This is a genomic window from Acinetobacter sp. Marseille-Q1623 (assembly GCF_902809895.1).
In the GTDB taxonomy this organism is placed as follows: domain Bacteria; phylum Pseudomonadota; class Gammaproteobacteria; order Pseudomonadales; family Moraxellaceae; genus Acinetobacter; species Acinetobacter piscicola_A.
This window is the reverse complement of record NZ_CADDWG010000001.1, coordinates 190,406-217,264: the sequence shown is the minus strand read 5'-3', so window position 1 is coordinate 217,264 and position 26,859 is coordinate 190,406. Positions and strand designations below refer to the sequence as shown.

At 38.1% G+C, this 26,859-nt stretch carries 23 protein-coding genes, 1 tRNA gene and 1 pseudogene; 6 read left to right on the top strand and 19 right to left on the bottom strand.

From position 1 onward, the window contains the following. Nucleotides 1-5: 5 nt before the first annotated feature. The 12 genes and pseudogenes from HUV91_RS01020 to greB form a co-directional block, all read right to left on the bottom strand. Nucleotides 6-338: a non-heme iron oxygenase ferredoxin subunit gene (locus HUV91_RS01020; RefSeq protein ID WP_174492239.1), complete on the bottom strand. Its 333-nt coding sequence runs from the start codon at nt 336-338 to the stop codon at nt 6-8. After that, nucleotides 335-1,105 (bottom strand): SDR family oxidoreductase, encoded by a 771-nt coding sequence (locus HUV91_RS01015; RefSeq protein WP_174492238.1) that lies wholly within the window; start codon nt 1,103-1,105, stop codon nt 335-337. Before HUV91_RS01015 ends, HUV91_RS01020 begins: the two co-directional genes overlap by 4 nt. Further along, complete coding sequence (locus tag HUV91_RS01010; RefSeq protein ID WP_174492237.1) at nt 1,102-1,626, bottom strand: flavin reductase family protein; 525 nt, start codon at nt 1,624-1,626, stop codon at nt 1,102-1,104. Before HUV91_RS01010 ends, HUV91_RS01015 begins: the two co-directional genes overlap by 4 nt. After that, on the bottom strand, nt 1,613-2,884 hold the full coding sequence (locus HUV91_RS01005) for a styrene monooxygenase/indole monooxygenase family protein (protein ID WP_174492236.1): 1,272 nt from the start codon (nt 2,882-2,884) through the stop codon (nt 1,613-1,615). Before HUV91_RS01005 ends, HUV91_RS01010 begins: the two co-directional genes overlap by 14 nt. A 34-nt stretch (nt 2,885-2,918) precedes the next feature. Continuing rightward, complete coding sequence (locus HUV91_RS01000) at nt 2,919-3,386, bottom strand: nuclear transport factor 2 family protein (RefSeq protein WP_174492235.1); 468 nt, start codon at nt 3,384-3,386, stop codon at nt 2,919-2,921. Between the two features lie 12 nt (nt 3,387-3,398). Continuing rightward, complete coding sequence (locus HUV91_RS00995; RefSeq protein WP_121974345.1) at nt 3,399-3,752, bottom strand: hypothetical protein; 354 nt, start codon at nt 3,750-3,752, stop codon at nt 3,399-3,401. An 11-nt stretch (nt 3,753-3,763) separates the two neighbouring features. Next, nucleotides 3,764-4,966, bottom strand: a complete 1,203-nt coding sequence (locus HUV91_RS00990) for an aromatic ring-hydroxylating oxygenase subunit alpha (RefSeq protein ID WP_121974344.1) — start codon at nt 4,964-4,966, stop codon at nt 3,764-3,766. A gap of 106 nt (nt 4,967-5,072) precedes the next feature. Beyond that, a complete protein-coding gene (locus tag HUV91_RS00985) occupies nt 5,073-6,407 on the bottom strand; it encodes an acetamidase/formamidase family protein (RefSeq protein WP_121974343.1) in 1,335 nt (444 codons plus the stop codon). 56 nt (nt 6,408-6,463) lie between these two features. Continuing rightward, entirely contained in the window at nt 6,464-7,348 is an 885-nt protein-coding gene (locus HUV91_RS00980; RefSeq protein ID WP_174492234.1) for a SphA family protein, read from the bottom strand. A gap of 352 nt (nt 7,349-7,700) precedes the next feature. After that, nucleotides 7,701-8,857 (bottom strand): annotated as a pseudogene (locus tag HUV91_RS00975) (IS3 family transposase). A 528-nt stretch (nt 8,858-9,385) separates the two neighbouring features. After that, nucleotides 9,386-9,475, bottom strand: a tRNA-Ser gene (locus HUV91_RS00970). A 90-nt stretch (nt 9,476-9,565) separates the two neighbouring features. After that, nucleotides 9,566-10,060, bottom strand: a complete 495-nt coding sequence (greB, locus tag HUV91_RS00965) for a transcription elongation factor GreB (protein ID WP_174492233.1) — start codon at nt 10,058-10,060, stop codon at nt 9,566-9,568. 362 nt (nt 10,061-10,422) lie between these two features. Here greB and HUV91_RS00960 point away from each other — a divergent pair, with 362 nt between their 5' ends. Then, a complete protein-coding gene (locus tag HUV91_RS00960; RefSeq protein WP_174492232.1) occupies nt 10,423-11,535 on the top strand; it encodes a transglycosylase SLT domain-containing protein in 1,113 nt (370 codons plus the stop codon). A 64-nt stretch (nt 11,536-11,599) separates the two neighbouring features. Here HUV91_RS00960 and HUV91_RS00955 read toward each other — a convergent pair whose 3' ends face one another. Beyond that, on the bottom strand, nt 11,600-11,983 hold the full coding sequence (locus tag HUV91_RS00955) for an SCP2 sterol-binding domain-containing protein (RefSeq protein ID WP_130074896.1): 384 nt from the start codon (nt 11,981-11,983) through the stop codon (nt 11,600-11,602). Between the two features lie 221 nt (nt 11,984-12,204). Beyond that, nucleotides 12,205-13,113: a tRNA 2-thiocytidine(32) synthetase TtcA gene (ttcA, locus tag HUV91_RS00950; protein WP_130074897.1), complete on the bottom strand. Its 909-nt coding sequence runs from the start codon at nt 13,111-13,113 to the stop codon at nt 12,205-12,207. A 490-nt stretch (nt 13,114-13,603) separates the two neighbouring features. Between ttcA and HUV91_RS00945 the strand changes: the two genes are divergently transcribed. Together HUV91_RS00945 and htpX are read left to right on the top strand one after the other, a co-directional pair. Then, on the top strand, nt 13,604-14,482 hold the full coding sequence (locus HUV91_RS00945; protein ID WP_174492231.1) for a lytic transglycosylase domain-containing protein: 879 nt from the start codon (nt 13,604-13,606) through the stop codon (nt 14,480-14,482). 255 nt (nt 14,483-14,737) lie between these two features. After that, a complete protein-coding gene (gene htpX, locus HUV91_RS00940) occupies nt 14,738-15,643 on the top strand; it encodes a protease HtpX (protein WP_130074899.1) in 906 nt (301 codons plus the stop codon). Between the two features lie 53 nt (nt 15,644-15,696). On the opposite strand, the gene HUV91_RS00935 is transcribed toward htpX, so the two are convergent. From HUV91_RS00935 to HUV91_RS00920, 4 genes are all read right to left on the bottom strand, one after another. Further along, nucleotides 15,697-16,239 carry a hypothetical protein gene (locus HUV91_RS00935; RefSeq protein WP_174492230.1) on the bottom strand — a complete coding sequence of 181 codons (543 nt, stop codon included), beginning with the start codon at nt 16,237-16,239 and terminating at the stop codon, nt 15,697-15,699. A 120-nt stretch (nt 16,240-16,359) separates the two neighbouring features. Then, complete coding sequence (locus tag HUV91_RS00930) at nt 16,360-16,935, bottom strand: DUF4112 domain-containing protein (RefSeq protein WP_130074901.1); 576 nt, start codon at nt 16,933-16,935, stop codon at nt 16,360-16,362. Nucleotides 16,936-17,038: 103 nt separating this feature from the next. After that, entirely contained in the window at nt 17,039-18,391 is a 1,353-nt protein-coding gene (gene mgtE, locus HUV91_RS00925) for a magnesium transporter (RefSeq protein WP_174492229.1), read from the bottom strand. 164 nt (nt 18,392-18,555) lie between these two features. Continuing rightward, the gene (locus HUV91_RS00920; protein WP_174492228.1) at nt 18,556-21,651 is read right to left on the bottom strand and encodes a multidrug efflux RND transporter permease subunit; all 3,096 of its coding nucleotides are present in this window, start codon (nt 21,649-21,651) and stop codon (nt 18,556-18,558) included. A 253-nt stretch (nt 21,652-21,904) separates the two neighbouring features. Between HUV91_RS00920 and HUV91_RS00915 the strand changes: the two genes are divergently transcribed. Together HUV91_RS00915 and HUV91_RS00910 are read left to right on the top strand one after the other, a co-directional pair. Further along, on the top strand, nt 21,905-23,062 hold the full coding sequence (locus HUV91_RS00915; RefSeq protein ID WP_174492227.1) for a glycerophosphodiester phosphodiesterase: 1,158 nt from the start codon (nt 21,905-21,907) through the stop codon (nt 23,060-23,062). A gap of 201 nt (nt 23,063-23,263) precedes the next feature. After that, nucleotides 23,264-23,638 carry a diacylglycerol kinase gene (locus HUV91_RS00910; protein ID WP_174492226.1) on the top strand — a complete coding sequence of 125 codons (375 nt, stop codon included), beginning with the start codon at nt 23,264-23,266 and terminating at the stop codon, nt 23,636-23,638. A gap of 77 nt (nt 23,639-23,715) precedes the next feature. Here the strand turns inward: HUV91_RS00910 and HUV91_RS16550 are convergent, their stop codons facing one another. Further along, nucleotides 23,716-25,581 (bottom strand): YadA-like family protein, encoded by a 1,866-nt coding sequence (locus tag HUV91_RS16550; protein WP_228721823.1) that lies wholly within the window; start codon nt 25,579-25,581, stop codon nt 23,716-23,718. An 806-nt stretch (nt 25,582-26,387) separates the two neighbouring features. Between HUV91_RS16550 and HUV91_RS00900 the strand changes: the two genes are divergently transcribed. Next, nucleotides 26,388-26,762 (top strand): hypothetical protein, encoded by a 375-nt coding sequence (locus tag HUV91_RS00900; RefSeq protein ID WP_174492225.1) that lies wholly within the window; start codon nt 26,388-26,390, stop codon nt 26,760-26,762. The last annotated feature ends 97 nt before the right edge of the window (nt 26,763-26,859 follow it).

The window sequence follows — 26,859 nt, the reverse complement described above, 5'->3', positions numbered from 1 at the left end:
TGACCTTACTCCACTAAGTAAACGTGATCTTCACGTACAATGGATGAATAAGTTTTTAGTGCAATCGTACATGGCGCACCACAAGGCTCACCTGTTTTAATATCAAAAGCACCAGCATGGAAAGGACATTCCACTTCACAACCATCAATCTCACCATCAGCCAACGAAGCATCACCATGGGTACAGGTGTCATCTGTCACATAAAACTCACCATCGTCTAAATGGAAAACCGCCAAGGGCGGATAACCCTCAATAATGACCTGTAAACCCTCACCTTGTGCCACATCAGAAGTTAAGCATAAGAATTTTTCTGCCACATTGCTCATTTTGATATTCATTGGCTTAACTCCTCAATCGGTGACTCTGTCGCTTCAGGACCTAAAATGTGATAGCCGCCATCTGCATGAATCACACCGCCCGTCAACAACTTGGCTTTCGGGCTGCACAGTAAACTCAAAGCCTGAGCCACTTCCTCAGCATCTGCAATACGACCCAATACATGAAAACGTCCTGCCACACGATCAGTTTTGGCACGATCGCCTCCCGAGATCATTTGCATGGGCACAGACCAAGTCCAACCTAAGGACAAAGCATGTACACGAATCCCATCTTGAGCCAAATCTAATGCCATACTCTTTGTCAGTTGCTCTAAGGTCGCTTTTGACGCGGGATAGACCCAACGCTCTTTTTGCGCAATACGCGCACTGACACTGCTGATGTTAATGACTGCACCATCCTCACTGCTTTGCAGCAGAGAACGACACGCCTGAACCAAAGCAGCATGACCAAACACCGTCACATTAAAGGTATTTTGCCAATCTTGACGGGTCGATTGAGAACCGTGATCTTCATATAAACATGCCAAATTTATTACTATATCCAACTGCGTCAACTTTTGGCTCAATGCACGAATACTGTCATCATTGGCAAGATCAAGATATTCGTAGCGCGCTTGAGTGGCTTGTGCAACAAGCTGACCTTGCGTTTGGTTAATGTCAGCAATAATGACTTCTGCACCCAAACTTTTCAGCTCTTGTACAACGGCTTGCCCAATATGTGTTGCTCCACCCGTCACCAAGACCACTTTTTGCTTTAAGTCTGTCATGAAACCTCCTTATACTCAGGCCATTCATTGAACTGACCCTTGCAAAACAACAGTGGACGGTGGTTACTGTGGCGACAGTGTTCAATTTTACCGATAAAAATTTGATGATCCCCAGCGGCAATTTGTTGCTCACGCTGACAGATAAATTGCACCACACAATCTTCTAAAACAGGTGCTTTGTGGTCGTGGAGCTTCCAAGTGCCATGCTGAAATTTATCCGCAATGGGTTTCGCAAAGTTCAAACCAATCTCTTGTTGCTGTGATGCCAATATGTTTATGGCAAAATATTCAGCCGATTCAAATACTTCACGGCTTGGTGAATGATTAACTAAACTCCATAACACCAAAGCTGGATCTAAAGACACCGAACTAAATGAGTTAATGGTTAAGCCTACAGGCTGTTGGTTTTGGTCTAGACAGGTCACAATCGCGACCCCTGTGGCAAATCTGCCGAAAGCTTGACGCAACGATTTTGCCTCAGCCAAATCAACGTCCTGCCACAATCGTTCAAGCAGCTGCATGTTGGAACTCCTTGCGTGAGAGATATTCTTTTGCACCTGCTTCACCATCGACTGCAGGCCAAAAACCACGCGGATTGTTAAAGTGCCCCATAAAATCATCTGCAATCACTTGATTTTGAGATGCCGCACCTAACACTTGTAGAAGACTTTCACTCGGCGGATTGAGCAATAAATTAGTAAAATCAGTGGTATATCGACCTGATTCATTCCAAAATTGTTCAAACACGTTTTGCATCCAATCTGCACTAAATGCCTGATCACCATGTGCTAAAATCGCTTGAAGATAATGCTCAACCATACGTGTTGCATTGTTCGCACCTTGACCTGCAATGGGGTCATTGACGATCACAGTGTCACCAATGCCCCAAATTTTCGCGCCATTTGCTAAGGTCGCAACAGGATCACGCACTTCAGGACGGAATGCGCCTTTTAACCACGCATTTGGATCACTCAGCTCCATGTTATCGACCATACGGAAACTTTGATCAGGTGTTACTTTTGCAACAGCTTCTTTCATGCGTTGCAGCATTTCTTCGCCATTGCTGACATCATCAAAAATATCCATTGGACCATTCGGCACACATTCAAACAAAAAGCTACGACATGGACCATGCGTATGGCTATAGAACGGCATACTGAAATATTCGCCCGCACCCGCAACAAAGTTAAAGTGTAGCGTTTGAGCAGGTTGACCTTGCCAACTCTGTGGACCACACAAGTCATCACCCACCACCAAAGCCGCAGCCAATTTACGTGGCGGTGTTTGATGCACTGAACGTGACTCATTCCGTTTAAACAAACTGGTGATATTGCCCTTGCCTGCCGCTAAAATCGTGAGATCATTGTCTGCTGCAATCTGCTCTAAATCTTCAGGACTGACATTTTGTAGCACCAACTTGCCACCACGGCGTGGATATTCTTCTAACCAACGGTGATATTTGGTCCGTTGATCCATGGCTATGCCTTTGTTCTCATGTAAGAACCCTGTTAATGGCAGTGCAATAGCACCATCTGGAGCACGAAAATCGACATGAATCGCTTGACCGTGATGTGCTTTACCATCCCAAAAATTCAACCCAAGTTTGCGTTCAAATTCCAAGGTGTTTGCAAAGAACATCGTGGTACTGACCATACGACCATGTAAAAGTTCATCCGCAGGACGATCTACATATAAAGTGACATCATATTTGTTTTCAAGTAACGAAAACGCCAATAATAAACCTGCTTGTCCACCACCAATAATTGCAATTTTTCTCATTTTAAATTCCCTTTTGGCTGTACTGATGCCATGTCTATATGTCTGTTTTTGGAAAGGGTTGATTGAAGGTTAAATTCAATTCAACACGTTCAAACTTCCATTCACCTTCATCATTACGCCGTATTTCAGTTTTATAAAATCCACCTAAACAACTGGTTTTGGCTGTCTGACCCGTTGTCGCCAAGTGACAGACTTCCCATAGCATCCAAGTTGCTTCAGCATGATGTTGATCAAGTACTGCAATATCGGGCATTGCCATAATATGCAGACTCCACAGCACTTGTGCTTCTGCAATACTCGACAATCCTTTTAAAATATTGTCCCGCCCTTGATATGCTCCAAAGCCATTGGCACACCACACCGCATCATCATGAAAAAGATGCTGCAAAATGGCTGGATTGTTGCGTTGATCGGCCGCTGTCGCATAACGGCCGATCAGGCTACGAATCGCCTCACAGGCCTCCAGAGCATTTAAACGCTGTTCTAGATTGTGTTGGCTCATCTTGAGATCCTTTTAAACGTTGACTACGTTGCCTGTTTCATAAATGAAACGCTTTTCTGCAAAGGCATAGGGCACACCGACTGAACCTTTATACAGCTCAATATGTGGTGCAACTTCTGCAAAACTCAGACTTAGCCAATACAACTTGTGCAATTCTTCAGGCAAGGTCCCCAATGCATATTGGTCAAGCGCTGCAAGCAATTTGCGCATTTCAGGTAAAATTGCATCATAGAATGTTTGTAACTCAGCTTTAGTCGAATCTAACCGCGCTTCGTGACGTTGCTTTCCTGTACCTAATGCCCATTTCGCCACAAAGGGTTCTAGGGTGGCAAAGTCAGCGGGCAATTGTGAAATGATGTTTGACATGTGCATGCTCCTTATGCGCGATTCAGATATTGTTCAAGAACGTGATAACCATGACGAATCAAGATTTCTTCATCTTGTAAATGCATGACTTTTTTGGCTTTAGACTCAAGCGCTTCTTGCGTATCTTCCATCGTCGCTGTGTCTTCTAACCATGCATTGCGCTGTAAGATTTGTGCAAATTCTTGTGCCCAACGCTCAGAATAGGTTTTCGCTTTAGGAATATAATAACGCCCTTCCCAACGCGTTTGATTGTGACCCACAGGCCAAAATTGATGGGTAAACCACACGCCTTCAGTCACATGCACCAAAATATTTGGGAAAATCACAGACAGTTCAAATGAGAAGTCATCACGGTCATTTGGATTGACAGATTTAGGTAATTGCACACGTTCATAATGATTCACCAACGATGCACCCGAAATTTCACCCGAAAGTGCCGCAGCAGGTTTTGGATTGGCATTTTTGGTTAAACACACCGCACATGTACGGTGATCGCCAAACAACTGAACTTCTTGCAAACCAGAAGCAAAGACATTTGGGAATGAACCTGCATGAATCGTTGCAACGTGATATGCCTCAGCAAAAGCATCGTGTGCCACTTTCCAGTTACAGTTCAATAAAGTATTATAGGCAAAACATTCTTCCATTTCATGGAATGGATAACTGCCTAAGTGTTTGCCCATATCACCCAAGAACTCTTCTACAGACTGAGTGCCTTCGTTATCAAGGTTAACGAAAATAAACCCTTCCCATACTTGGGTACGCACAGGTGCTAAACCGTTATGACCTTTGTCAAAACAAGAGGTAAATTTCTCTTCTTCAGGCACATTAACCAGATCACCTTTGGCATCGTACACCCAACCATGAAAACGGCAGGTTACGACTGCGGCTTTATTTGAACCAAAAGTTTCATTGTCTGTTTCGACAACCACTTTGTTACCGCGGTGCGAACAAATATTGTGAAAACCACGAATTTCATCATCTTTGCCGTGCATTAAAATCACTGAGGTTTTAGCAAAGTCTAAACGCTTGACTTTGTAGTCGCCTTTTTTCGGAATTTCTTCCACACGACCCACTTTTAACCACACTTTCGAAAAAACTTTTTCAATTTCTTCTTGATATATTTCTGGTGAAATACACGGTTCTGTTGGAATAGGCTCAATCCCAAGTTCTGGATATAAATCGCCCCAACGAAGCTTTGCATTACTGTTCATATGACATTCCTGTTCAAGTTTTTTAGACACATAGATGTGACGGTTCTATTTCCTCAAGCTGCTGCAATGATCACGATCCTGCACACAGCCCAAGGTATGCATTACGTTAAAGTTGATAATGTTCGCGGACTAAATCTGCGATGCCGAGTTTGGCTAAAATAGGCATTGGGCAAAGAAAAGTTGCGCGCACCATGCCAGGTAAACGGCTGATTTCGATCGATCCTGTGATCGTGCAGCGGTTCATGACTTCGTCATAACTTAAACCTGTGGTTTTTGCAGCGCGGTTTAGGGCATTCTCAGTGGCATCGTTCAAGTTTTTCCCAGTACCCATAAAGGTAATTGGGCCACTTTCTTCAATCTCGGTTTGCCCCCAACGTTCACCAAGCGCTTTGACTTTTTCACGTTGTTCTTTGCTAAAAGGACGTGCCATAGGCGGTAAGTCATCCCAAGCTTGTAAAAGAATCGGACCATCAATGCTTAAACCTTTAATCACTTCAACTTGCAGCTCGGTTTCACCTGAAACATCGGTTGCATGACCTGCAATTTCACCATTGCCTTGTTGAGCATGCATATCTCCCATGTACACACCTGCACCCGGGACTTTGACAGGACAAATCAAAATACAGCCAGGACGAATCGAATTGGTGTCCATGTGACCATCGGTTTTTGCAGCAATCAGCTCTTCTTCCGTCATGCCAAATTTGTGTGGTGCATCAATCAGATACTGACCAAAGTCATGACAGTTATGAGAGTCAGGCAAGTCACGAGATGGCGTAGTCCCAATATTGCCAAGGAATGGGCGCATATGGGCTGCAACACCAGGCATATCTGCACGTGCAAGCGATAAAATAGAATGTTGTGCTGCATGTTCAGGCAGTGCTGCAAGTTCATTGGCATTGCCTGCAAGTTTGTTGGCAATCTCTTGATTAACCGTCAAACTCACTTTATTTTCTTCATCAAGAACAATCACATAACCATGTGAGAAACGAAATGCGCTGACTTCCGCACCACAATTTTTACAGTGAATAGCATCATCACCAATGCCTTCTACATAACTTGCTGGTTGTTCTGTACCGCATGCTTCGCAGTATTTCGCAACAAAGGGGTCACCCTTATAACGCCCTTCCACAAATTGCATGACCCCTGAAGAGGTTGCAATGGATGTCACTTTCATCTGTTTAATTTTTAGGGCAACGGCATCGCCCACTTCTGCACCTTCAATCGCCACAGGAAGCGTGACTTCATGCCCGCCTTGAAATGCAGGTGTAATCATTGGACCCCAACAGCCTGGCGGTGTACCTGTTTTTAAAGTCCCGCCATTTTTTAAAGGACCAAGCATGCGTTGACTTGGACCCACAATCCCGCCTGAATATTCATTCACAACTAAATAATCAACAGCACTTACACTGCCAGTTGCATATTCTTGATGTTCTATTTTCATAAATTCACCTCTGTATGCTTGCGCTTATATTTGGATTTCAATGTGTTCAAAATCATTTAAAAAGGAATGGTGATATCTATTGCAAACTTCTGACCTTCAGGTCGGTTTTCAACGTCAAACTCTTTTTGATATTTCGCTGCGATGGCATAACCTTGTGGGAACTGATAGCGAACTTGGGGACCAACACTCGCTGCTTTGGCTTTAAAATCACCTAAAATTGCACCTTCTCCTGAGTCACCCTCTAGCTGACGATGAACATAACCACCAACACCTACAGCCAAAGGCCCCATGTGTTTTGCAACTAAGTAGTCCACATGCAAGGCATTACCAGACGTATAGTTGGTGTCTTTATTTTCAAAATTAATGTCGTACATCCATTTGGTACTGACTTCTATACCTTGCTTGTTGAGGTAGGTTGTCGAAACAATCGGTTGAATGGTGTAGTAGTTTCGTCCAATGTTCGCGAGACGATCCTTGTTGTAAGAACCCACAGGAATATAGAAATCAACACCTGTAGCAACATGCCAATCTCCTTTATGCCAACCCAATAAAAATGGATCGATAATCACATCGCCCATCGCTATGTGGTCATCTTGATGACCCCCTAGGGTTAAATCTGCGTTGGCATAAACAAGAAAAGCGTGCATCCCCCACGTGGCACCTAAAAATGTTTTGTCACTGACATAAACACCACGTGCCACCGTTGCAAAAGTATCGATTTTAAAATCATCAAAAACAGGATGATCATTTTTAAATTTGTCTGCGTTGTAATATTGGTTATAACTTACAAGATACATACCTGGTGGAGGCATTGCCCCCCCAAAAAAGCTTTCTGTTCCATCAGGATAAGCACTTCCACCATTCTCAGCTGCAATCGCTAAAGTTGCTCCACTGTATAGAAATGTGGTCATCGCCACAGATATTAGATATTTCCCTATCATTTACCACACCCTTTTTATTGCTCAAGTCCTTGTTGACGCTGTGTAAGATCGTCTAGCGCATGACTTAATTTAGTCGTGAAAGGTGGCATGGAAATATAAGGATGAATCTATGTTGAGTTAAGAATTTTTCTTGTAGAAATATTTAATTTTGCTTAAATGCATAAATATTTACTATAAATAAAATATCAATTTGCTCTTATTCATATAGGTAAAATCCCCTATAAATTGTGACTAAATTTGGTCACAAAAATACTATTTGAAACATTTCTTCTGTAATTTTCTTTTTCTTGTTTTTGTACTCTGTACCTAGTGATGTGTACTGAAATAACAGGACACTTCCACTTGGGAGATTCTAGGCAACTAACTTGTAAAAGTCCTCTGCCATTTGATTTGGTGTCTTAAAATTCAGTCCTTTCTGAATTCTCTGCTGATTATAGAAGAGCTCTATGTATTTTGTAATATCTGCCTTAGCTTCTTCCCTCGTTTTATAGTTCCGATGATGTACAAGTTCGTTCTTTAATATTCCCCAGAAACTTTCAATTGGTGCATTATCAAAACAGTCACCCTTTTTACTCATCGAACCTTGAAAACTATATTTTTCAAGCATATTCCGATATTCATGACTACAATATTGACTGCCTCTGTCCCAATGAATAATTAAGTTTCGAGGTGGTTTATGATTGCGAATAGCCATACTCAGTGCATTACAAACAAGTTGTGTTGTCATCCTTGCACTCAAGCTATACCCAACTACTTGTTTAGTGCAAAGGTCTTTTAACGCAGCTAAATACAGCCAGCCTTCAGCTGTCTATATATATGTAATGTCACTTACCCACGCAATGTTTGGGGTAGTCTCTATAAAGTTTTGCTCTAACAAATTATTGTAAACATAACGATTGTGATCGCTATTTGTTGTCCTTTTGAAACGCTTACAATACAGATGATTCTGCTGTTTAATGCAACGTACTGCATACTCGCTAATTTGAATGCCTTGTGACTGTAAATACCTTGTTAAGCGAATATGTCCATAACTTTCTTTAGTTTCTTGATGGGCAATTTTGACCAAGATGGTCTGTTGGTTTCTTTGAATAACTCGTTTACTTAAGCCCCGCTTTAACCAATCATAAAACCTTGATATTGAAATTTTTAGCAACCTAGCCATCATTATTGTTGGATATGTGTTTTTATGCTCTTTCATATAAGCGTACTTCACTGATTTTCCTTGGCAAAGTACGCCGCTGCTTTTTTTAGAAATTCTCTTTCCATTTCGGAAGTTTTAAGTTGTTGTTTCAGCTTCTTATTTTCTTCGAGTAGAGCAACGAGATCAGGCGAATATTGTTGTGTGCCAGCTAATGTTCCTGCCTTTGCTTTTTTATGCCAATTCGATAGCGTTTGCATGGAAATACCGAGTTGTCGTGCTGTTTCGGAAACATTACCTTTGTTTTCTTCAATGGCTTTTATTGCTTCAGCTTTAAATTCTGTTGTATAAATTTTTTGCTTTTTACTCATGGTAAACTCCTGTTGAGTAAGTTTAGTTTACCAAGTTAAAGTCTCCGTTTTTATCAGCACACATCATCCTGCCAAATCACTGTCAATTGATGGTGGCAGAACGAAGGAGGGTTGACAGACTGGTAACAAAGAAACCAGCACGCGCAAGCGCGTCCCCCCTCCGCCCTACCGCAAAGAAAGGGGGACGAACGGGTCCACAACATGCAAAATGAGATTTCGCATATTGTCTTTGTTAATGGGTCTGCCAAAACCCGCTGACGATGTAGGTCAGCAGGCTAAGGATAATCTGCACGTTATAGAGCGTCAAGCAAGCTAAGCAAATGGATAGTGAAAATATTTAGAATTAAGAATCGTTTGAATAAGAATATAGTTAGATTTAAATACAGTTTTTTAAACTGCATTCCTTAGTCTTCTAAATACAGCTAAAAGTAGCCAATCCAATCCAAAATTTTAATGTGGGTTACAATGTGGGACAAAAATATATACAATAAAAAAGCCTTTGTAAAAACAAGGGCTTTTTTAGATATTTGGCGGAAGCGGTGAGATTCGAACTCACGGAGGACTCACACCCTCGTCGGTTTTCAAGACCGGTGCATTAAACCGCTCTGCCACGCTTCCAATGGCGGCTATCATATAAATAAAAATTAATTTTGGCAAATGTTTTTCTATCAAAATGCATTTAAATGTACAAAATAAAATCAAAAATCATTAATTTGATGAATTTTCAAGCTTTTCATATTCAATTTTATTAATAAACCAAGTTTTTTTACCCAATGGTGTCAGTACTTCGATCTCATCATCTACTTCTTTCGACAACAAAGCACGTGCCATCGGTGAATCAACAGAAATATTTTGTGGATGATGATCGTAAATTTCATCAACACCAACAATTCTAATTTTTTTTTGTTCCCCTGCCTCATTTTCAATTTCGACCCATGCACCAAAATAAACCTTACCTTCTTGCTCAGGAGAAAAATCAATAATGCGTAGTTCTTCCAAACGCTTACCTAAATATCGTACACGCCGATCAATTTTCCTAAGTATTTGTTTATTATATTGATAATCTGCATTTTCACTGCGATCACCGAGACTTGCAGCCCAATTCACTTTTTTGGTAATTTCTGGACGTTCTTCGTGCCATAAATGCTGCAATTCAGCCACCAATTGATCGTGTCCAGCGCGTGTAATTAGGTTTGATTTCATGATTTCGCCCTATTATTTCAGCTGATAATCTCAACATTTTTAAATGAAAAATGCACATTTTCTACACATAAAAATATTATAAAACTTTTTTACCAATTAAATCAGTAGATTATGTTACATAAAATAAATATTTTTAGTACAAAATTTGACATTTCAAATTTTCAACTTTATTATTCGCACATGTTTTAGATTGTCTATTTTTTATACTTTATGGTTTTTCCATAAAGTTTTTTATTTCCCAAATGTCATTTTTTGAATGACGTCCATGCCTGCCCACCCTTATCGAATTTATCAACTTTAAAAAGTTTGAGTAGCTTTTTGCTACGGCTTTTTGGGCATAAATTGCTTGTAGCGGAGACAACATGCACAGTAATTCAACATCTGGGTCGAGGTTAAACTTCGATTCTTTTTTTTCCACACTCCCACTGAAAGCTTTAGTACTCGCAAGTGTTTTTGTTCCATTTCATACCATTAATGCAACAAAAACCAATCAATACAATGCTGTTGTCAATACCAACACTCTAACTGTTGTTGCCGTATCTACACCAACAATTGTCTTTAAAGAAGGTCAATACCAACACGGTTTTGGCTATGATTTAGCACATAACTATGCGCAAAATTTAAATGTAAAACTCAATTTTAAAACTGTTTCAGACAATGCAACAGCATTGAAAATAGTTGCACAAGGTAAAGCGAATTTCGCTATCACGACTGCAACATTGGAACGTATTGAAGCCAAGAAATTGACTTCATTTTCTGCCACCTGTGGTGATTTGAACAGTTTGCAAAAAAATGGGTTAAATCCTGAAATTAATTGGGTATTTAAACACGCAGATGACCCACTTACTGAAGCTGCAAGTGGTTTTGTCTGTCAAAGTAAACAAAATGGCGCTATTCAACATTTGGCTTCTTTTTATAACCGCAATGTGGTGAAGCAAAATGATTGGAATGTCATTCAACGTGATTTAAAGCAACGCTTACCGATTTATAAAGCCAGTTTCAAAAAAACTGCACAGCAATATGATATGGATTGGCATTTACTCGCTGCCATTGGATATCAAGAATCTTACCTAAAACCAGACTCTGTTTCTCCCACAGGTGTCCGTGGTTTAATGATGTTAACCAATTCAACTGCACGTGCTATGGGGGTATCTAACCGTACAGACCCCACTCAAAGTATTCAAGGTGGTGCGAAGTATTTTAATCAAATGTTAACGCGTTATCACTATATCCAGAACCCTGATCGTCACTGGTATGCGTTGGTCGCCTATAATATGGGGCCAGGTGCTGTGGATTCGATTCAGAAACGTTTAAAATCTCAAGGTAAAGACCCAAATGATTGGATCAATATGTATGAGTTTTTAAATAAGAATCAAACACGTAATGGTCGCTACAAACAAGCTGTTCAATATGTCACACGTATTCGTGCCTATTTAGAACATATTAAAAATACCCCTGCTTTAATGACGATCTGAGCTGGGTAATAACGCAGAAAAAAAGAGCTTACATTGATGTAAGCTCTTTTTTTCAAAAATGCACTTAAGCGGTTTGCTCAAGTACTTTCTTAAATAAATCTTTTTGCTCTTGGCTTGGCTTAGCAGTTTGTAATGCCATCAATTGCGACATATCACCTGTTACTTTAATTTTACCTGTCATGAATGCTTGCATTGCAGCAGCCATATCAAATTCTAGGAATACTTTACGTAAGGTTTCTGCATCCATATTCAAAGTTGTTTTTGCATTTGGCGAAGTTCCTTTTACGATCTTACCGCCATCAAGTGCAAGCTCAGTATTTCCAGCTGCATCTGCAACTACGAGGTTAATTGCCAAACCAGACAATGCTGGTGGTAAATTAAGATCACCCGCTTCAGCAGTTAGTTTTTCTACAGTTGCAAACCAATCATCAGTTAAAAATGCAGGCATGTTCATTCCTCAAAAATATTTATTCATTTATTGTGTTGTCTATCCGAACAACATCATGAAGCTTTTCGCTTGCTAAAGGTTATAACACGATAATTTCAATTTAGGCTAAAGTTTTTTGTACTGGTTATTCTATTTTGATTGATTTTATCGTTTTATATTTAAGAATCAGACACTCATATCAATATAAATGTCTGATTTGTTCATTTAAATAGTAAAAATGCTCAATCTGCTGCGAAACTTAAATTTACAACATCTAAACGTTTTTTCGCTTCTTCAGTATCACATTTCAGATCAAACTCACGTTCTTCATCTAATTTTTCAAAATCAAATAAATCACGATCTGCCAATTGCGATGGTGAAACATTCTGTAAAGCACCAAAAATACTATGTAAACGTTTCGGATACTGTTTGTCCCAATCACGCAACATATCATTTAAAATCGCACGTTGTAAGTTTTCCTGTGAACCACATAAGTTACATGGAATAATTGGGAACTTACGCATTTCAGCATATTTAATAATGTCTTTTTCTTCCACGTACGCAAGTGGACGAATTAAGATATTCTTTTTATCTGAAGACAATAATTTAGGTGGCATTGCTTTTAAGCTACCACCATGAAATAAGTTTAAAAAGAAAGTGGCTAAAATATCATCACGATGATGCCCCAAAGCCACCTTGGTTGCACCAATTTCTTGTGCAAAACCATATAATGAACCACGGCGCAAACGTGAACATACTGCACAGTACGTTTTACCTTCAGGCGTTAAACGTTTGGTAATGCTATAGGTATCTTTTTCCAAAATATAATATGGAATGTTATTTTCTTCCATATAACGTGGCAACACGTCTTCAGGGAAACCTGGTTGCTTTTGATCAAGGTTTACGGCAACGACATCAAAATTAATCGGTGCGATGCGTTTAAACTGCAACAAAATATCAAGTAATGTGTAACTGTCCTTACCGCCAGAGACACAGACCATCACTTTGTCACCTTCTTCGATCATTTTAAAATCACGAATGGCGTGACCAACCTGACGACGAAGTTTTTTTAACAAACGATAATACGCTGAACTTGTAGGAAGTTCTGGTTTGAAATTAAATCCTTGTTCGGACTCAACTGGCGAGTACATAGAGGCAAATTACCCATAAAAAAATACTGCGCAATTTTAGCTGATTTGTCGACATATGACATCTAAAGATTTTTGTTTTTTTGTCCTGATGTGTATTTGTCATTTTGTTGTCGCATAGCAGCATTTAAAATAGCCTGTTGCGTATAAATAATCGACTAAGTGTTTATCTTTTAAACTTTTCCACAGTTTTCCACAAAAGCTGTGGATAAAATTGTGGATTGTTCAGGGCTTGACACACGATATGACCGCGGTGATGGGCGTTCTCTTTAAATTGGTTATTTTTTAACCAATGTTTTTTATTTATATTTTTCAATTGCTTATGATAGTCAAGCAATCTGAATTAAAAAAAAATTAAATTTTTTTTTGTTCAAATGCACAACAGTTAGTGCTTGATTTTTTCTATTTGTATTGATAAAAAACAATTCACAGTTTTACTCTGTATCGAATTTTGCTACACTCCAAGCATATTGGGGACAAATATAATATTAAAATGAATAATTTTATCCGTACATCGGTTTTATGCTGTGTCGCTTGCTTAAATGTTACACTCTGGACTACGCCGAGTTTTGCAGGGCAAATGTATATCTATAAAGATGAACAAGGCAGCACCTTACTCACCAATAAACAAAGCTCAGATCGCTCACTACAAAAAGTAAAAGTGACCTATTATCCAGACAGTAATATTCATAGTTATAGCAATTGGGGCAAATCTGAAGCATCGGTATTACCAAGTTACAGCCGCAACAAAAATACCTATGACCATATCATTCGACAAGCAGCAGCAACCCATGGCGTTTCTGAAGGATTAATTAAAGCGGTTATTCATACTGAATCAGGTTTTAATCCTTACGCACGCTCCCCTGTGGGTGCTCAAGGCTTAATGCAACTGATGCCTGCTACAGCACGCCGTTTTAATGTGAATAATCCTTATGATCCACAACAAAACATTATGGCAGGTGCCAAATATCTGGCATGGCTACTCAAACGTTTTAATAATAGTACTCGTTTGGCATTGGCAGGCTACAATGCGGGTGAAGGCAATGTACAAAAATATGGCGATGTCCCACCGTTTCGTGAAACCCAAGATTATGTAAGACGTGTATCAAGCCGTTACAGTAATTTATATGCGAATGGCGTAGGTTTAAGCTCAAGCAATACAACGAACAGTACTACAAGTACATCACAACCCCAAGTCATTGCCCAGTCAAATAACTACAATACGTCAAATGAAAATACTACAGTGACTAAACCTCAATATTCACAGCGGCAAATTATTGTCGCAAGTGGTAATAGTTTTACAGATGCACCAGCTGGCACGTATACCACCAACAATGCCAGTGCAACGGCTAAAATCTATATTTCCAATTAAAAAAATATTCTAAAGTGATGTCTTAAATAAATAATCTAAAAATAAACCCCATTCTCTCATCAAGAGAATGTATAAAAATAGTCGATTTATTTTGGCTATTTTTTTGGCTTGACTCTACACATAACAAAATCAATATAAAATTATCAACATGGTTTTTTTCAATTCTTCTTGAATTTTCACATAATTATCCTCATATTCCTTGATAGATTTATCATTTATAGATCAAACTATTTTATTATTAAGAGGATTTTTTCGATGATGCGGATTGGTTTGTTTCTGCTTACCAACCTCGCGGTACTGGTTGTAGCTGGCATTATCCTATCAGTTTTAGGTGTTGGCAGTTACCACGGCGCTGGCGGCCTCAACTTAGGTAACCTATTGGTCATCTGTTTTGTCTTTGGTATGGTGGGCTCTCTCATCTCACTGTTCATGTCTAAATGGATGGCGTTAAAAACAACAGGTACAGAATTAATTGATCCTAATGCACCTCGTAACCAAGCTGAAGCATGGTTGGTTCAAGAGGTTGCACAACTTTCTCAACACGCGGGTATTAAAATGCCTGATGTCGGGATCTTCCCATCTTATCAATCGAATGCCTTTGCAACAGGTTGGAACAAAAACGATGCGCTCGTTTCTGTATCGACAGGTTTGCTTGAACGCATGAATAAAGATGAGCTACGTGCAGTACTTGCTCATGAGATTGGTCACGTTGCCAATGGTGACATGGTCACCTTATCTCTGATTCAAGGTGTTGTGAATGCGTTCGTCATGTTCTTTGCACGTGTGGTCGGTGACTTTATTGACCGTAATGTCTTTGGTCGTGAAGATGGTGAAGCACCGGGTATGGCCTATTTCATTATTTCTATTGTATTAGATATTGTGTTTGGTATTTTAGCTTCTGCCATCGTGATGTGGTTCTCTCGTCATCGTGAATATCGTGCTGATGAAGCAGGCGCACGTTTAGCAGGTAAAGAAGCGATGATTTCTGCGTTGTTACGTTTACAAGCTGAATCAGAAATGCCTGACCAAATGCCAAAAGAAATGAAAGCTTTTGCGATTGCGGAAGGTAAGGAACAAGGTTTCAGTTTAGCTGCATTGTTCCAAACGCATCCGAGTATTGAGCAACGTGTTGCTGCTTTACGCCAACTTAACTTGCCTTAATTTTTTATTTTCTATTCATAAAGAAGGTCTTTTTAAAAGACCTTCTTTAGGTTTTAAATCTGATTAGTTTTATCTATATACGTATGTTTACAAATTAAATTAAAATCTCGATATTGTGCATAGCTTGGCGTAATTTCTGTAGACATATTCTCATCAAAAATAGCACTTTTAAAGTTTTCATTTTCATAATATTTGTTTTTTAATTGATTATTTTTCTTAAATTCTTTATTACACAGCAGATAAAAATGCGTATATTCAATGGTATCTTTTTTAATTATGCTTTTTGCCAATTGAATATCCTTTAAATATTTACTCATATACAAAATACCTAATCTTTCACCATCCCCTCCGACTTGATCAATAATATAAGCACCCAGCATTTCATTATTTTTCCTAACGATACGATATTGCTCATTTTCCCATGTATGATCATGATAATTGTATGCTTTCCCTGCAATATAACCCATGGTATTAGAGTGAATCACTTTTTCACCTTCACCAATCATCGAATTTTTTTGATTTACTTCGTCAACAGCATAAACGCCTTGTAATCCCATACATGCAAATAATGACATAGTGAATAGCTTATTTTTCATCAAAAAGTCCCTTTAAAATAAATGCTGTATATTAACCACATTTATTGATCACATCCAAAATATTTATTTTAGAATCAAAGACATTTATAACTCACACCAAGGATGTATTTGGAGATCATTTTACCAAGTTTGATACACATCCCATAACCACATCAGCCCCAACCACATTGCCATACCAATCATAACTAAAACGATTGCACCTAAAAGGTCTGGAATATGCAGCCACAACCATGCCACCACAGGATTACGCCAAAAAGCTGAATGCTGTTGTTTTTGCTCTAAACGTTCATGTAAAAATGGATGAATCACATGATCTTCAGTTTTTATTTGATATTCTGTTTGAATATGTTCATGAACCACATCTAAAGCTTTACGACTTGGGCGAATAAAAATATCAAATACAGTACCCACGACAGGCACAAAACCAACCACTGCATCCATGACAGCCAGCTTCATCACGCCATTAAGTTTTGACTGTGGTACACCTAGTTGTTTAGCTTTATACACAGCATAACAAGTTAAAACAAAACCTGCGACATCGCCCGCAACAGGAATTGTGCTTAATGCAGCATCTGCACCAACGCCTTGTTTGGTAAATGGAATTCGAACCACCGAATCCATCATATTGGCAAATTTTGCCAAGTCACGCTCTAGTCGAATCACTTCTTGAGTCGATAATTTTTTTTGTGTACTCATCTTGGGAAATAATCCAATTTAGACTTTTATTAAAAGTATGATAGCCAATAAATTCAGCATGTTGTGTATAGATTTATATTCGATATGAGGTGTGTTTTAAAATTTACGCCGCAACTTGACCTAAAAAAATTGAAGCAATAAATAAATACACAATCACACCTGTTGCATCACAAATGGAAGTCACCAAAGGTGCAGAAGCACTTGCTGGGTCAAGCTTCAAACGATTTAGAATAAAAGGCAAACTCATACCAATCAGGCAGCCCAATAATACAATGCCCATCATACTCAGTGCCAAGACCAAAGCAACCATGGCATCACCACGAAAATACCCTAAAATCGATACGGCACATGCCATAGTGCCCCCTAAGCACAGTGCCACCAAGCTTTCCCGACCAATCAACTGGAGCCAGTCTTTTAATTGCACATCTCCCATTGCCAAAGCACGCACCATCAGTGTCGCTGATTGAGAACCTGCATTCCCGCCACTGCCCACCAATAAAGGTAAAAAGAACACCAAAACAATATTTGCAGCAATAATATCTTCAAAATGTGCAATACCAATGCCCGACAATAGACTACCAAAAACTAAAATGACCAACCAAAACACACGCTTTTTATAAAGAAATAAAATCGGTGCAGTTTTTAAGCTAAAATTTGGCGCACTACTGACAGCACTTGACTTCAAAAAGTCCTCCGTCATTTCTTCTTGTGCAATGTCCATTGCATCATCATAAGTGACAATGCCTAATAAATGCTGTTCTGCATCAATAATAGGTAAAGCAATAAAATCATAATGGCTGAGTTTTTGTGCAATGCTTTCTTGGTCTTCATCTACATAGCCCACCACCAAATCTGTGGTCATCATTTCACCAAGCGTTTGATAAGGGTCGGCTAAAATAATTTCACGTAAAGACACCACGCCCAATAATTTCAAGTCATGATCGACAATATAAATTAAATATAAAGTTTCACGGTCAGCCGCTTGCAACCTCAGTTGTGCAATGGCTTCAGTCATGGTCAAATCAGATGATAACATCACAAAATCTGAACTCATGATTGCCCCTGCTGATTCCTCAGCATATTGAGCAAGCTGTTTAATTTGTTGTTGTTTTTCAGTCGTTAATAGTGCATAGATGTCATGTTGTAACTTTAACGGCAAGATTTTAAATAAATCAGTACTGTCATCTGAATGCATCTCTGTAATCAGTTGTACCAATTGGACTTTAGGTAACCGCAGTGCAATTTCAAGTTGTTCTGTTAAGCTTAAAAACTCAAAAACATAAGCGGCATGCGGTAAATATTCAATTAATTTTAATTGCTTATCTAAGGTTAAATTTGCCAATAAATCTGCCAAATCGGCACGATTAACTTGGGTAATTAAACGCTTAATCTCCTCAATTTGGTGATTTTGAATGGCTTGTTCTAAGTCTAAAATAAGTTGAGAAGATAATTGCATCAATATCACACCCGTTTTTTACTACATCATAAAATGAGCAGTTTCCATAAAGCAAATTTAGCTCATTTTTAGTGCAGCAAACTCAAAAATCGCCACATGAATGACGATTTTTAGGTTAAAAATATAAAAGTTTTAACTTGCGATTTTTACACTCATGCCAAAGCCTAGAATTGTGACTTTGGTTTAAACATTGAGCGCACCATGACATACATAAAGGGAATAAAGATCAGCACCAAAACTGTCCCAAAAATTACACCACCTAAAACACTTACACCAATTTCTTGACGGCTAGCAGCGCCCGCTCCAAACGCCAAGACCAAAGGAATGACCCCTGCACCAAAAGCCAAAGAAGTCATTAAAATCGGGCGTAACCGTAACCCTGCGCCTTCTATTGCGGCCTCAACAATACTTTTGCCTTTCTCCTGTGCCAAGGCTGCAAATTCCACAATCAAAATTGCATTTTTACATGACAAACCAATGGTGGTGAGCAATGCGATTTGGAAATAGATATCATTTGGAAAACCCGCCAAAGTACTGAAAATAATATTTCCCCCAATCCCAAGCGGAATTGCCGCAAGGACTGCGGTTGGAATCGACCAACTTTCATATAAAGCAGCCAAACAAAGGAAAATAAAACCAATTGAAATCAGATACAACCAAATTGCTTGACTGCTTGATTGTTGCTCTTGATAGGACAAACCACTCCATGCAATGCCAATACCCTTTTCTGCTGCAATCATTTTTTGCACATCTTGCATCGCCTGACCTGAGCTGATATTTGCCGCAGTATTGGCTTCCATTTGTAATGCTGTATAGCCTTGAAAACGATTGACCACATCGGGTCCTCCCTCCCAATCAATAGTCGCAAAATTACCAAATGGAATCATTTGATTTTGAGCATTTCGTACCGTCCACCTATTTAAATCTTCAGGTTTTGAACGAAACTCGGCATCACCTTGCATCATGACACGTTTAATTCGTCCACGATCAATAAAATCATTAACATAAGAACCGCCCCAAGCCGTAGCCAATGTACTATTAATGGCTGTTTGAGTGAGACCATTTGCCATCGCTAATTTTTGATCTATATGGACTTTCAACTTTGCTTTATCAGGATTAGATTTTTTATCTAGATTTTCAAAACTGCTAAATTGTTCTGCATTTTGTTTTAACACATCAAATTTCTGATCTAAAAATTTTCGCCCTTGACCATCCACATCTTGCAGCCAAAACTCTAAACTATCACTATCTCCTAAACCACTGACAGATGAAGGTAAATTCACATTAATAATCGCATTGGGATCTTTCTTAAAATGTTTCATGGCACGTTCACGAATGGCTTGCGCTGAATTTTCCGCTCCCGAACGTTCATCCCAATGTTTAAGTGCAATAAAACCTGTCCCTAAATTTTGTCCTGTACCTGAAAAATTTCGACCATAACGCATTAAAACAATATCGACATTTTGCTTTTCTTGTTCAAGGAAATATTGACGAATATTTTCTCCCACCACTTGGCTACGACTCATCGGTGTACCATCAGCAAGTCGAAAATTGACACTAATGATGCCTTGGTCTTCACTTGGAATAAAACTGGTCGGTAACTGTGTATAAATTAAGCCAAATGCAGCAACCAAACCCACAAAAATAACCAAAATAAATGCTTTTAGTTGTAAGGTTTTATTGACCAATTTAATATAAACATGCTTCAGCTGATCAAGTTTTTGGTTGACCCACACCGCCCATTTCGCTGGTTGCACATTGGGTTTTAAAATAATGGCACACAAGGCTGGCGTTAAAATCAGTGCCACCATAAGTGAAATACTCATCGCAGCCACCAAAGTAATGGAAAATTGTCGGTAAATTACTCCTGTAGAACCACTAAAAAATGCCATTGGAATAAAAACAGCGGTTAGTACAACGGTAATCCCGATCAAAGCCCCTGTAATTTCCTGCATAGATTCAATCGAGGCTTGTTTGGCATCTAAGCCTTGTTCATGCATTAGACGTTCGACATTTTCAACCACCACGATCGCATCATCAACCAACAAACCAATGGCAAGGACCAAGGCAAAAAGCGTCAGCGTATTGATACTCATCCCAAGTAAATACAACACAGTAAAAGTACCCAAAACCACCACAGGCACAGTAATGGTTGGAATCAAAGTCGCTCGCCAACTTTGTAGAAATAAGAACATTACAATCACGACTAAAACGATTGCTTCAAGCAAAGTTTTAACCACTTCTTTAATCGATTCTTTTACAAATGGTGTGTTATCTCTTGGATAAACAATCTTATAGCCATCAGGTAAATTTTCAGAAATTTTTGCTAACTCTGCCTTAATCAGTGCCGACGTTGCTAAAGCATTTGCCCCCGAAGACAAAGAAATTCCCATTCCTGAAGAGGGATAACCATTAATGGTATTAAAAGATTGGTAATTTTCTGCGCCTAACTCAACCCGTGCTACATCTTTTAAATAGACATAACTGCCATTTGCATTAGATTTAACGACAATATTTTGAAATTCTTCGACTGTTCTTAAACGAGAACCTGCGGTGACTTTAGCATTTAAATATTGGTCTGCCACGACAGGTAAATCACCAATGCCCCCTGCTGCCACTTGCGTATTTTGTGCCTCAATCGCAGAGCGTATATCACTCGGCATCAGTTGATATTGTTGTAATAAATTTGGATTTAACCAAATACGCATGGCATACGACGAACCGAAAACATCAACTTCCCCCACCCCCTCAATTCGAGCAATTTCTTGTTCAATGTGATTGGAAGCATAATCTCCGAGTTCAATATTGTTACTTTTATGATTGGCGTCATAAAGACCGACCACCATAAAAGTGTCACCGAGTGATTTATAGACACTCACCCCCTGCCTTTGCACTTCTTCAGGAAGTCGATTCAGGACACTATTAATGCTATTTTGTACTTGGACTTGTGCTGTATCGGGATCCGTGCCATTTTCAAAACTTAGACTAACTCGAGCACGCCCTGAAGAATCGCTACTCGAACTAAAATACAGCAGATGGTCGATTCCTTTAATCTGTTGCTCAAGTACTTGAGTCACACTTTCTTCAACGGTTTCAGCATCTGCACCCGTATACGTTGCCGAAATCGTAATGCGAGGCGGCGCAATATCAGGATAGCGCTCTACAGGTAAATTTATGACAGAAAAAATACCTACCGCAATCACGATAATCGCAAGTACACCAGCAAAAATAGGTCGTTGAATAAAAAATTTTGAGAGCATCAGTGTGGTTCTTTGTCAGATCTGTATAAAGTAGCAATGTCTTGATCATTAACTCCATCTATATGGATATTCTGTGACTTATATAAAAAACACAAGAATAAATAACAGAAAAACTGTGTAGAAAATCAAATAAGTAGGAAATATGAAGAAGCTTAAAAATGATTTTTTGTAAGTAAAATAATCTAATTCATAAATTTGCAAGAAAATTACCTCACATTGAATGAACTAAACTGATTTTAAAATAGAGGATACGATGCTTAAAAAAACAATACTGAGTTTGAGCGTATTGGCTGCATTGACTGCTTGTAATGATGATAACAATGATGATTCTACATCTGCACCAATAAAGCCCGAATATAGCGAACCTAAAATTATTATTGTGGGACATCGTGGCGCAAGTGCCCTACGTCCAGAACATACCTTAGCAGCCTATCAAAAAGCCATTGATGATGGCGCAGATTTTATTGAACCAGATTTAGTTTCAACCCAAGACGGTGTATTGGTTGCCCGCCATGAAAATGAAATAGGCGGCACATCAAATGTCAGTGCCCTAGCACAATTTGCCGATCGTCAGAAAACCAAAGTGATTGATGGCACACCTCATACAGGTTGGTTTACCGAAGACTTTACTTTGGCTGAACTTAATCAAGTCAAAGCCCGTGAACGTATTCCCAAACAACGACCTGAAAATACCCAATATAATGATCAATTTGCGATTCCAACCTTAGAACAAATTATTGAACTGGCTGATGCTCATTATAAAAAAACAGGAAAAATTATTGGTTTATATATCGAAACCAAACATCCGACTTATTTCCAAAAACAAAATTTAGCCATGGAAGATACTTTACTGAAAACTTTGGCAAAATATAAATATACCCGTGATATTGCACCTATTTACTTACAATCTTTTGAAGTCAGCAATTTAAAATATTTAAAAGATCAACTTACACTCCATAAAACCTTAAAACATGCGAAAATCATTCAACTTTATGATGACAAAGAGACACAACCTGCTGACTTCGTTGAACAGAACAATAAAACCAAGTATGCAGACATGGCGACAGCTCAAGGTTTAAAAATGGTGGCAGAATATGCTGACGGCGTTGGACCTTGGAAACCTTATATTTTCAATGAGACATTTACCGCACCATCAGACTTTGTCAAAAATGCACATGCCGTTGGTTTAAAAGTTCATCCATATACATTCCGTCCTGAGAATCATTTCTTAGCCAAAGATTTCAAATGTAGTCAAAAAGAAATAGATGCAGCACAGCGCTGTGAATCAGGTGCAGCAAAAGAATTTGAAATGTACTTTAAAGCAGGTGTTGATGGTGTGTTTACTGATGATCCAGGTTTAGGTCGTAAAAGCTTGAATGCCTATTTAAAAGAAAATCCATCAATAAAATAAAGAATATAAAGCACCTGTACATAATGACAGTTTAAGTCACTTAGGGGGCTTTTAGACCGCAGATTTATAAGTTGCTCAATAGACCAAATAGATCTATTGGGCAGTTTTTATTCCATATTTTTCAAATAACTTCAGAAAATTAATTCACTTTTAAGTTTAAAATTATAAAATCGCGTTCAATCTCCAATCGCAACAAAGAATATGAGTGACTATTCCCCTCTTAAAGGTACAAAAGGCTTTAAACGTATTTTAAACGCAACAGGCTATTCACTTGCGGGCTTCAAAGCTGCTTTTCAACACGAAGCTGCTTTTCGACAAATCCTTTTGTTAAATATTATTTTAATTCCGATCACGTTTTTCTTAGAAGTCAATGCCGCTGAACAAGCTGTCATGATTGCGGTGTGCTTACTTGCAATCATTGTTGAATTATTTAATTCAGCTTTAGAAGCAGTGGTCGACCGAATCTCATTAGAACGTCATGAGTTGTCTAAAAATGCCAAAGACATGGGCAGTGCAGCACAATTCGTTGCTCTAACCATTATTTTTAGCACTTGGTGTATTATTTTATTTTTATAAAACAATATTTTAAATATTAAAATAAAAAATCCTCGCATAAAGCGAGGATTTTTTATTTTTCATTCGATTAGAAAATATTATTTTCCACCGAATACGTAAGCAACACCTACACGGCCACCAACTTCACCACCACCAGCAACACCAATCGCACCACTTAAAGATGTACGACCATCACCAAATACAGTAGCTACACCAAGTGCACCAGCAGATTCACCTTCATAGTGACCTACACCACCAAATACTGCAGTTTGACCTGCACCAATATTAGGAATTGCTTGTTGAGCAGCTAACGCAATTGCAATACCGCGGTAAGCAGTTTCTTCAACATCATCGATACGACCATTTAACTGATCAACACGGCTATTTAAATTACTAGCAGTTGTATTAAATTCAGTTAAACGCTTATCAACTTCAACAATTTTTTCGTCAACTTGAGCAACTTTTTTATCGATTGCTTCAGTTGCACCAGCAACAGCACCATCCACCGAAGTTTTAATATTATCAACAATACTTACACCGTTGATTTTATAATCTTTTGCGTCAATTGTACCAGTTGTTGTAATACCACCAGCTGTGATTGTTGTTTTCTCAGTTGTAGTCTTACCATCAGCTGTTACAGTTTTGCTAACTTCAGTACCGTACGTATTACCATCTTTAGTTGTACCGATTACACCAGTAGAAACTTGTTGTTTAGTTTCGCTTGTCGTAGAACCAGTAAATGTTTTATTGATGTCAGTTGTAGCTGCACCTGGAGTTGTAATACCCGCTTTTACTTGGTCTTGTTTAACAACTGCTACTGATTCGCTGTAAGTTACATTTTTGTTTGTTACAGTATTGTGTACTTTAGAAACGTCATAGATACCTGAGTTAAATTCAGCTGTACCTGTTTTAGTGTGTGTACCTAGTACAGGAGTTGCACCTTTCCACTCAGCTAGATCTTGACCATTACCAATGATTTCGTAATATTTTGAAGCAAGTTCACGACCAGCATCGTTATTATATACTTCTAGAACACGCTTACCATTTACTAAATATTCACGAGTTTTTTGAACACCTTGAGTATCCGCTTTTTTCAACACTGAACTAGCAACGCTACCATCAGTTTGTAAAGTGCCTTTGTTTGAAAGGTCAGCAAGTGCAATACCATTACCCGTCATCATTACAACATTATTGTTGTCACGTGCACTAACACCATAGATGTTTTTAGCAGGATCAAGAGCAGGACCTGCACCAGTATTCGCTAAGATACCTTGTTGAACATAACGAACTTCGTTAGACGCTGTTTGTTTAGCACCTAAGTCACCATATAAATGTTCATTCGTACCTGTGCCATCTGGAGCAACAACATCACCTTTAATGGAACCAGCATTTACACTGCTACCACCTTGATAACCATAAAGTACATGTTCACCATTAACTTGACGATTTTCAAAACCAGTTACATTTGTAGAACCTGTTTGACCAGCAATCTGACCACCTTTTTGTAAAGTGTTCGGATCAATTTCAGATGTACCTTTGTATTCAGTTAATTTACCTGTCGCATCAGCTACATAGTTACCTGGAATTTTTGTACCATCTTTTGTGTTTTCAAAACGGTAAACTGTTGTACCATCTTTAGTTTTATATTTAAACACGTCATATTTTACAGCTTCACCTGGTTTAGAAGTACCGTTCACAGTACCTGAACCTAAGTCAATACGTTTATTATTTGCATCTACAAGAATAGTTGGCAACCAATCAATATCTTGATCAATTACAGCTGATTGAGTCGCATGATAACCATGTACAGGTGCATTTACATAACCATCCGCATAAATTGGATTTGTGTTTACTAGACCTTCTGTTACTTGTACAGGTTTAGCTTGTTGAGATACAACTGCTGCACTTGCTGACCCTGCTACTACTGCTAAACTCATTGCTAAAAACGTTTTTTGGAATTTCATACAATTTCCTTCAATTTTTATAAAAAGACTGGCTTACCCTAGGATGATGTAAACCAGCAAAACTGAGACGAATGCTTGGTTATTCGGGAAGTTCGCCGTCTTACCCAGCCGCTATTAGCGACAACTCGCTCATCATAAAAAAATTCACTTACAATATCAATCAAAATTTGATTAAAATTAAATACAATTAATACTTATTTTTATATTTTTTTTAAAAAAAAATATAAATCAACAACTTAAAAAAACAAAATACGTATATTTTGTATAAAAAAACCTTATATTTTTCAACTTTTAGTTTAAAAATGGATTTTTTCGTCTTTTTATTAATTTTTTATTAAATAATATGAAAAAAATTAAGATAAAGTTAATAATGAATAACAACAAATATATGGCACAAATACGCTTTATAGAATTTAATTAAGTAGACATCTCATTGAAGAATTTATTAATTAGATGAAACATTCAATTGATGACTCTAGACCAAAACAATTTCATAAAAACTTTGTATATTTAAATTCAATAACAAGGTTGTTGAATGTTACACATAACTTACAAGTGATTCTGATTTAGCTTAAAATGTTTAAGCAAATAAAAAATAAGATATAAGAATCTGATAATTATAATAAAAAACAAAAATCATGAATATATAAGCCTATTTATATAAGTTTTTAATAACACTTTTAACAATTTTTTTTATGTTCAATTCTTCTAAGATATTCTTTATACAAGCAAAACATATACAAATATATAAACACATTGCTTAAAAAAAGTATAAAATTAAACTATCTCCCATTTTCGAAATTGTCATGAGTAATCAACAGGAAAAACTGTTATTTTCACATCGTTTAAAGCAAGCCTTGAATGAATCTAACCATCCTATTAGCCCTACTTTTCTAGCCAATGAATTTAATAATCGCTATAGTGGACAACCCATTAGCGTCCAATCAGCGAATAATTGGTTACTAGGTAAGGCTATTCCTAACCAAGATAAACTTGCTCTTTTAGCAATTTGGCTAAAAGTATCCAGTCAATGGCTTAGATTTGGAGATAGTTCATCAATATCAAATATTTCTGATGTTATTGATTCAACAGATCTAGATTATTTCATCAAATTTAAAAGTTTAAAAATAAATCAAAAAAGAATCATTAAAGACTTGATTGATGAATTTTACCTTCCATAAAAATTTTCAACTGATCCTCATAGTTTTTAACTAAAACTTCGTACTCTCTAATTTTTGAGTATAAATATTGAAGCTCTTGTTTGGGGATCACAACTTT

Bases quoted from the DNA above. Each gene is read 5' to 3' on its own strand.
- HUV91_RS01020 (WP_174492239.1), bottom strand. From the start codon at position 338: ATGAATATCAAAATGAGCAATGTGGCAGAAAAATTCTTATGCTTAACT.
- HUV91_RS01015 (WP_174492238.1), bottom strand. From the start codon at position 1,105: ATGACAGACTTAAAGCAAAAAGTGGTCTTGGTGACGGGTGGAGCAACA.
- HUV91_RS01010 (WP_174492237.1), bottom strand. From the start codon at position 1,626: ATGCAGCTGCTTGAACGATTGTGGCAGGACGTTGATTTGGCTGAGGCA.
- HUV91_RS01005 (WP_174492236.1), bottom strand. From the start codon at position 2,884: ATGAGAAAAATTGCAATTATTGGTGGTGGACAAGCAGGTTTATTATTG.
- HUV91_RS01000 (WP_174492235.1), bottom strand. From the start codon at position 3,386: ATGAGCCAACACAATCTAGAACAGCGTTTAAATGCTCTGGAGGCCTGT.
- HUV91_RS00995 (WP_121974345.1), bottom strand. From the start codon at position 3,752: ATGTCAAACATCATTTCACAATTGCCCGCTGACTTTGCCACCCTAGAA.
- HUV91_RS00990 (WP_121974344.1), bottom strand. From the start codon at position 4,966: ATGAACAGTAATGCAAAGCTTCGTTGGGGCGATTTATATCCAGAACTT.
- HUV91_RS00985 (WP_121974343.1), bottom strand. From the start codon at position 6,407: ATGAAAATAGAACATCAAGAATATGCAACTGGCAGTGTAAGTGCTGTT.
- HUV91_RS00980 (WP_174492234.1), bottom strand. From the start codon at position 7,348: ATGATAGGGAAATATCTAATATCTGTGGCGATGACCACATTTCTATAC.
- greB (WP_174492233.1), bottom strand. From the start codon at position 10,060: ATGAAATCAAACCTAATTACACGCGCTGGACACGATCAATTGGTGGCT.
- HUV91_RS00960 (WP_174492232.1), top strand. From the start codon at position 10,423: ATGCACAGTAATTCAACATCTGGGTCGAGGTTAAACTTCGATTCTTTT.
- HUV91_RS00955 (WP_130074896.1), bottom strand. From the start codon at position 11,983: ATGCCTGCATTTTTAACTGATGATTGGTTTGCAACTGTAGAAAAACTA.
- ttcA (WP_130074897.1), bottom strand. From the start codon at position 13,113: ATGTACTCGCCAGTTGAGTCCGAACAAGGATTTAATTTCAAACCAGAA.
- HUV91_RS00945 (WP_174492231.1), top strand. From the start codon at position 13,604: ATGAATAATTTTATCCGTACATCGGTTTTATGCTGTGTCGCTTGCTTA.
- htpX (WP_130074899.1), top strand. From the start codon at position 14,738: ATGATGCGGATTGGTTTGTTTCTGCTTACCAACCTCGCGGTACTGGTT.
- HUV91_RS00935 (WP_174492230.1), bottom strand. From the start codon at position 16,239: ATGAAAAATAAGCTATTCACTATGTCATTATTTGCATGTATGGGATTA.
- HUV91_RS00930 (WP_130074901.1), bottom strand. From the start codon at position 16,935: ATGAGTACACAAAAAAAATTATCGACTCAAGAAGTGATTCGACTAGAG.
- mgtE (WP_174492229.1), bottom strand. From the start codon at position 18,391: ATGCAATTATCTTCTCAACTTATTTTAGACTTAGAACAAGCCATTCAA.
- HUV91_RS00920 (WP_174492228.1), bottom strand. From the start codon at position 21,651: ATGCTCTCAAAATTTTTTATTCAACGACCTATTTTTGCTGGTGTACTT.
- HUV91_RS00915 (WP_174492227.1), top strand. From the start codon at position 21,905: ATGCTTAAAAAAACAATACTGAGTTTGAGCGTATTGGCTGCATTGACT.
- HUV91_RS00910 (WP_174492226.1), top strand. From the start codon at position 23,264: ATGAGTGACTATTCCCCTCTTAAAGGTACAAAAGGCTTTAAACGTATT.
- HUV91_RS16550 (WP_228721823.1), bottom strand. From the start codon at position 25,581: ATGAAATTCCAAAAAACGTTTTTAGCAATGAGTTTAGCAGTAGTAGCA.
- HUV91_RS00900 (WP_174492225.1), top strand. From the start codon at position 26,388: ATGAGTAATCAACAGGAAAAACTGTTATTTTCACATCGTTTAAAGCAA.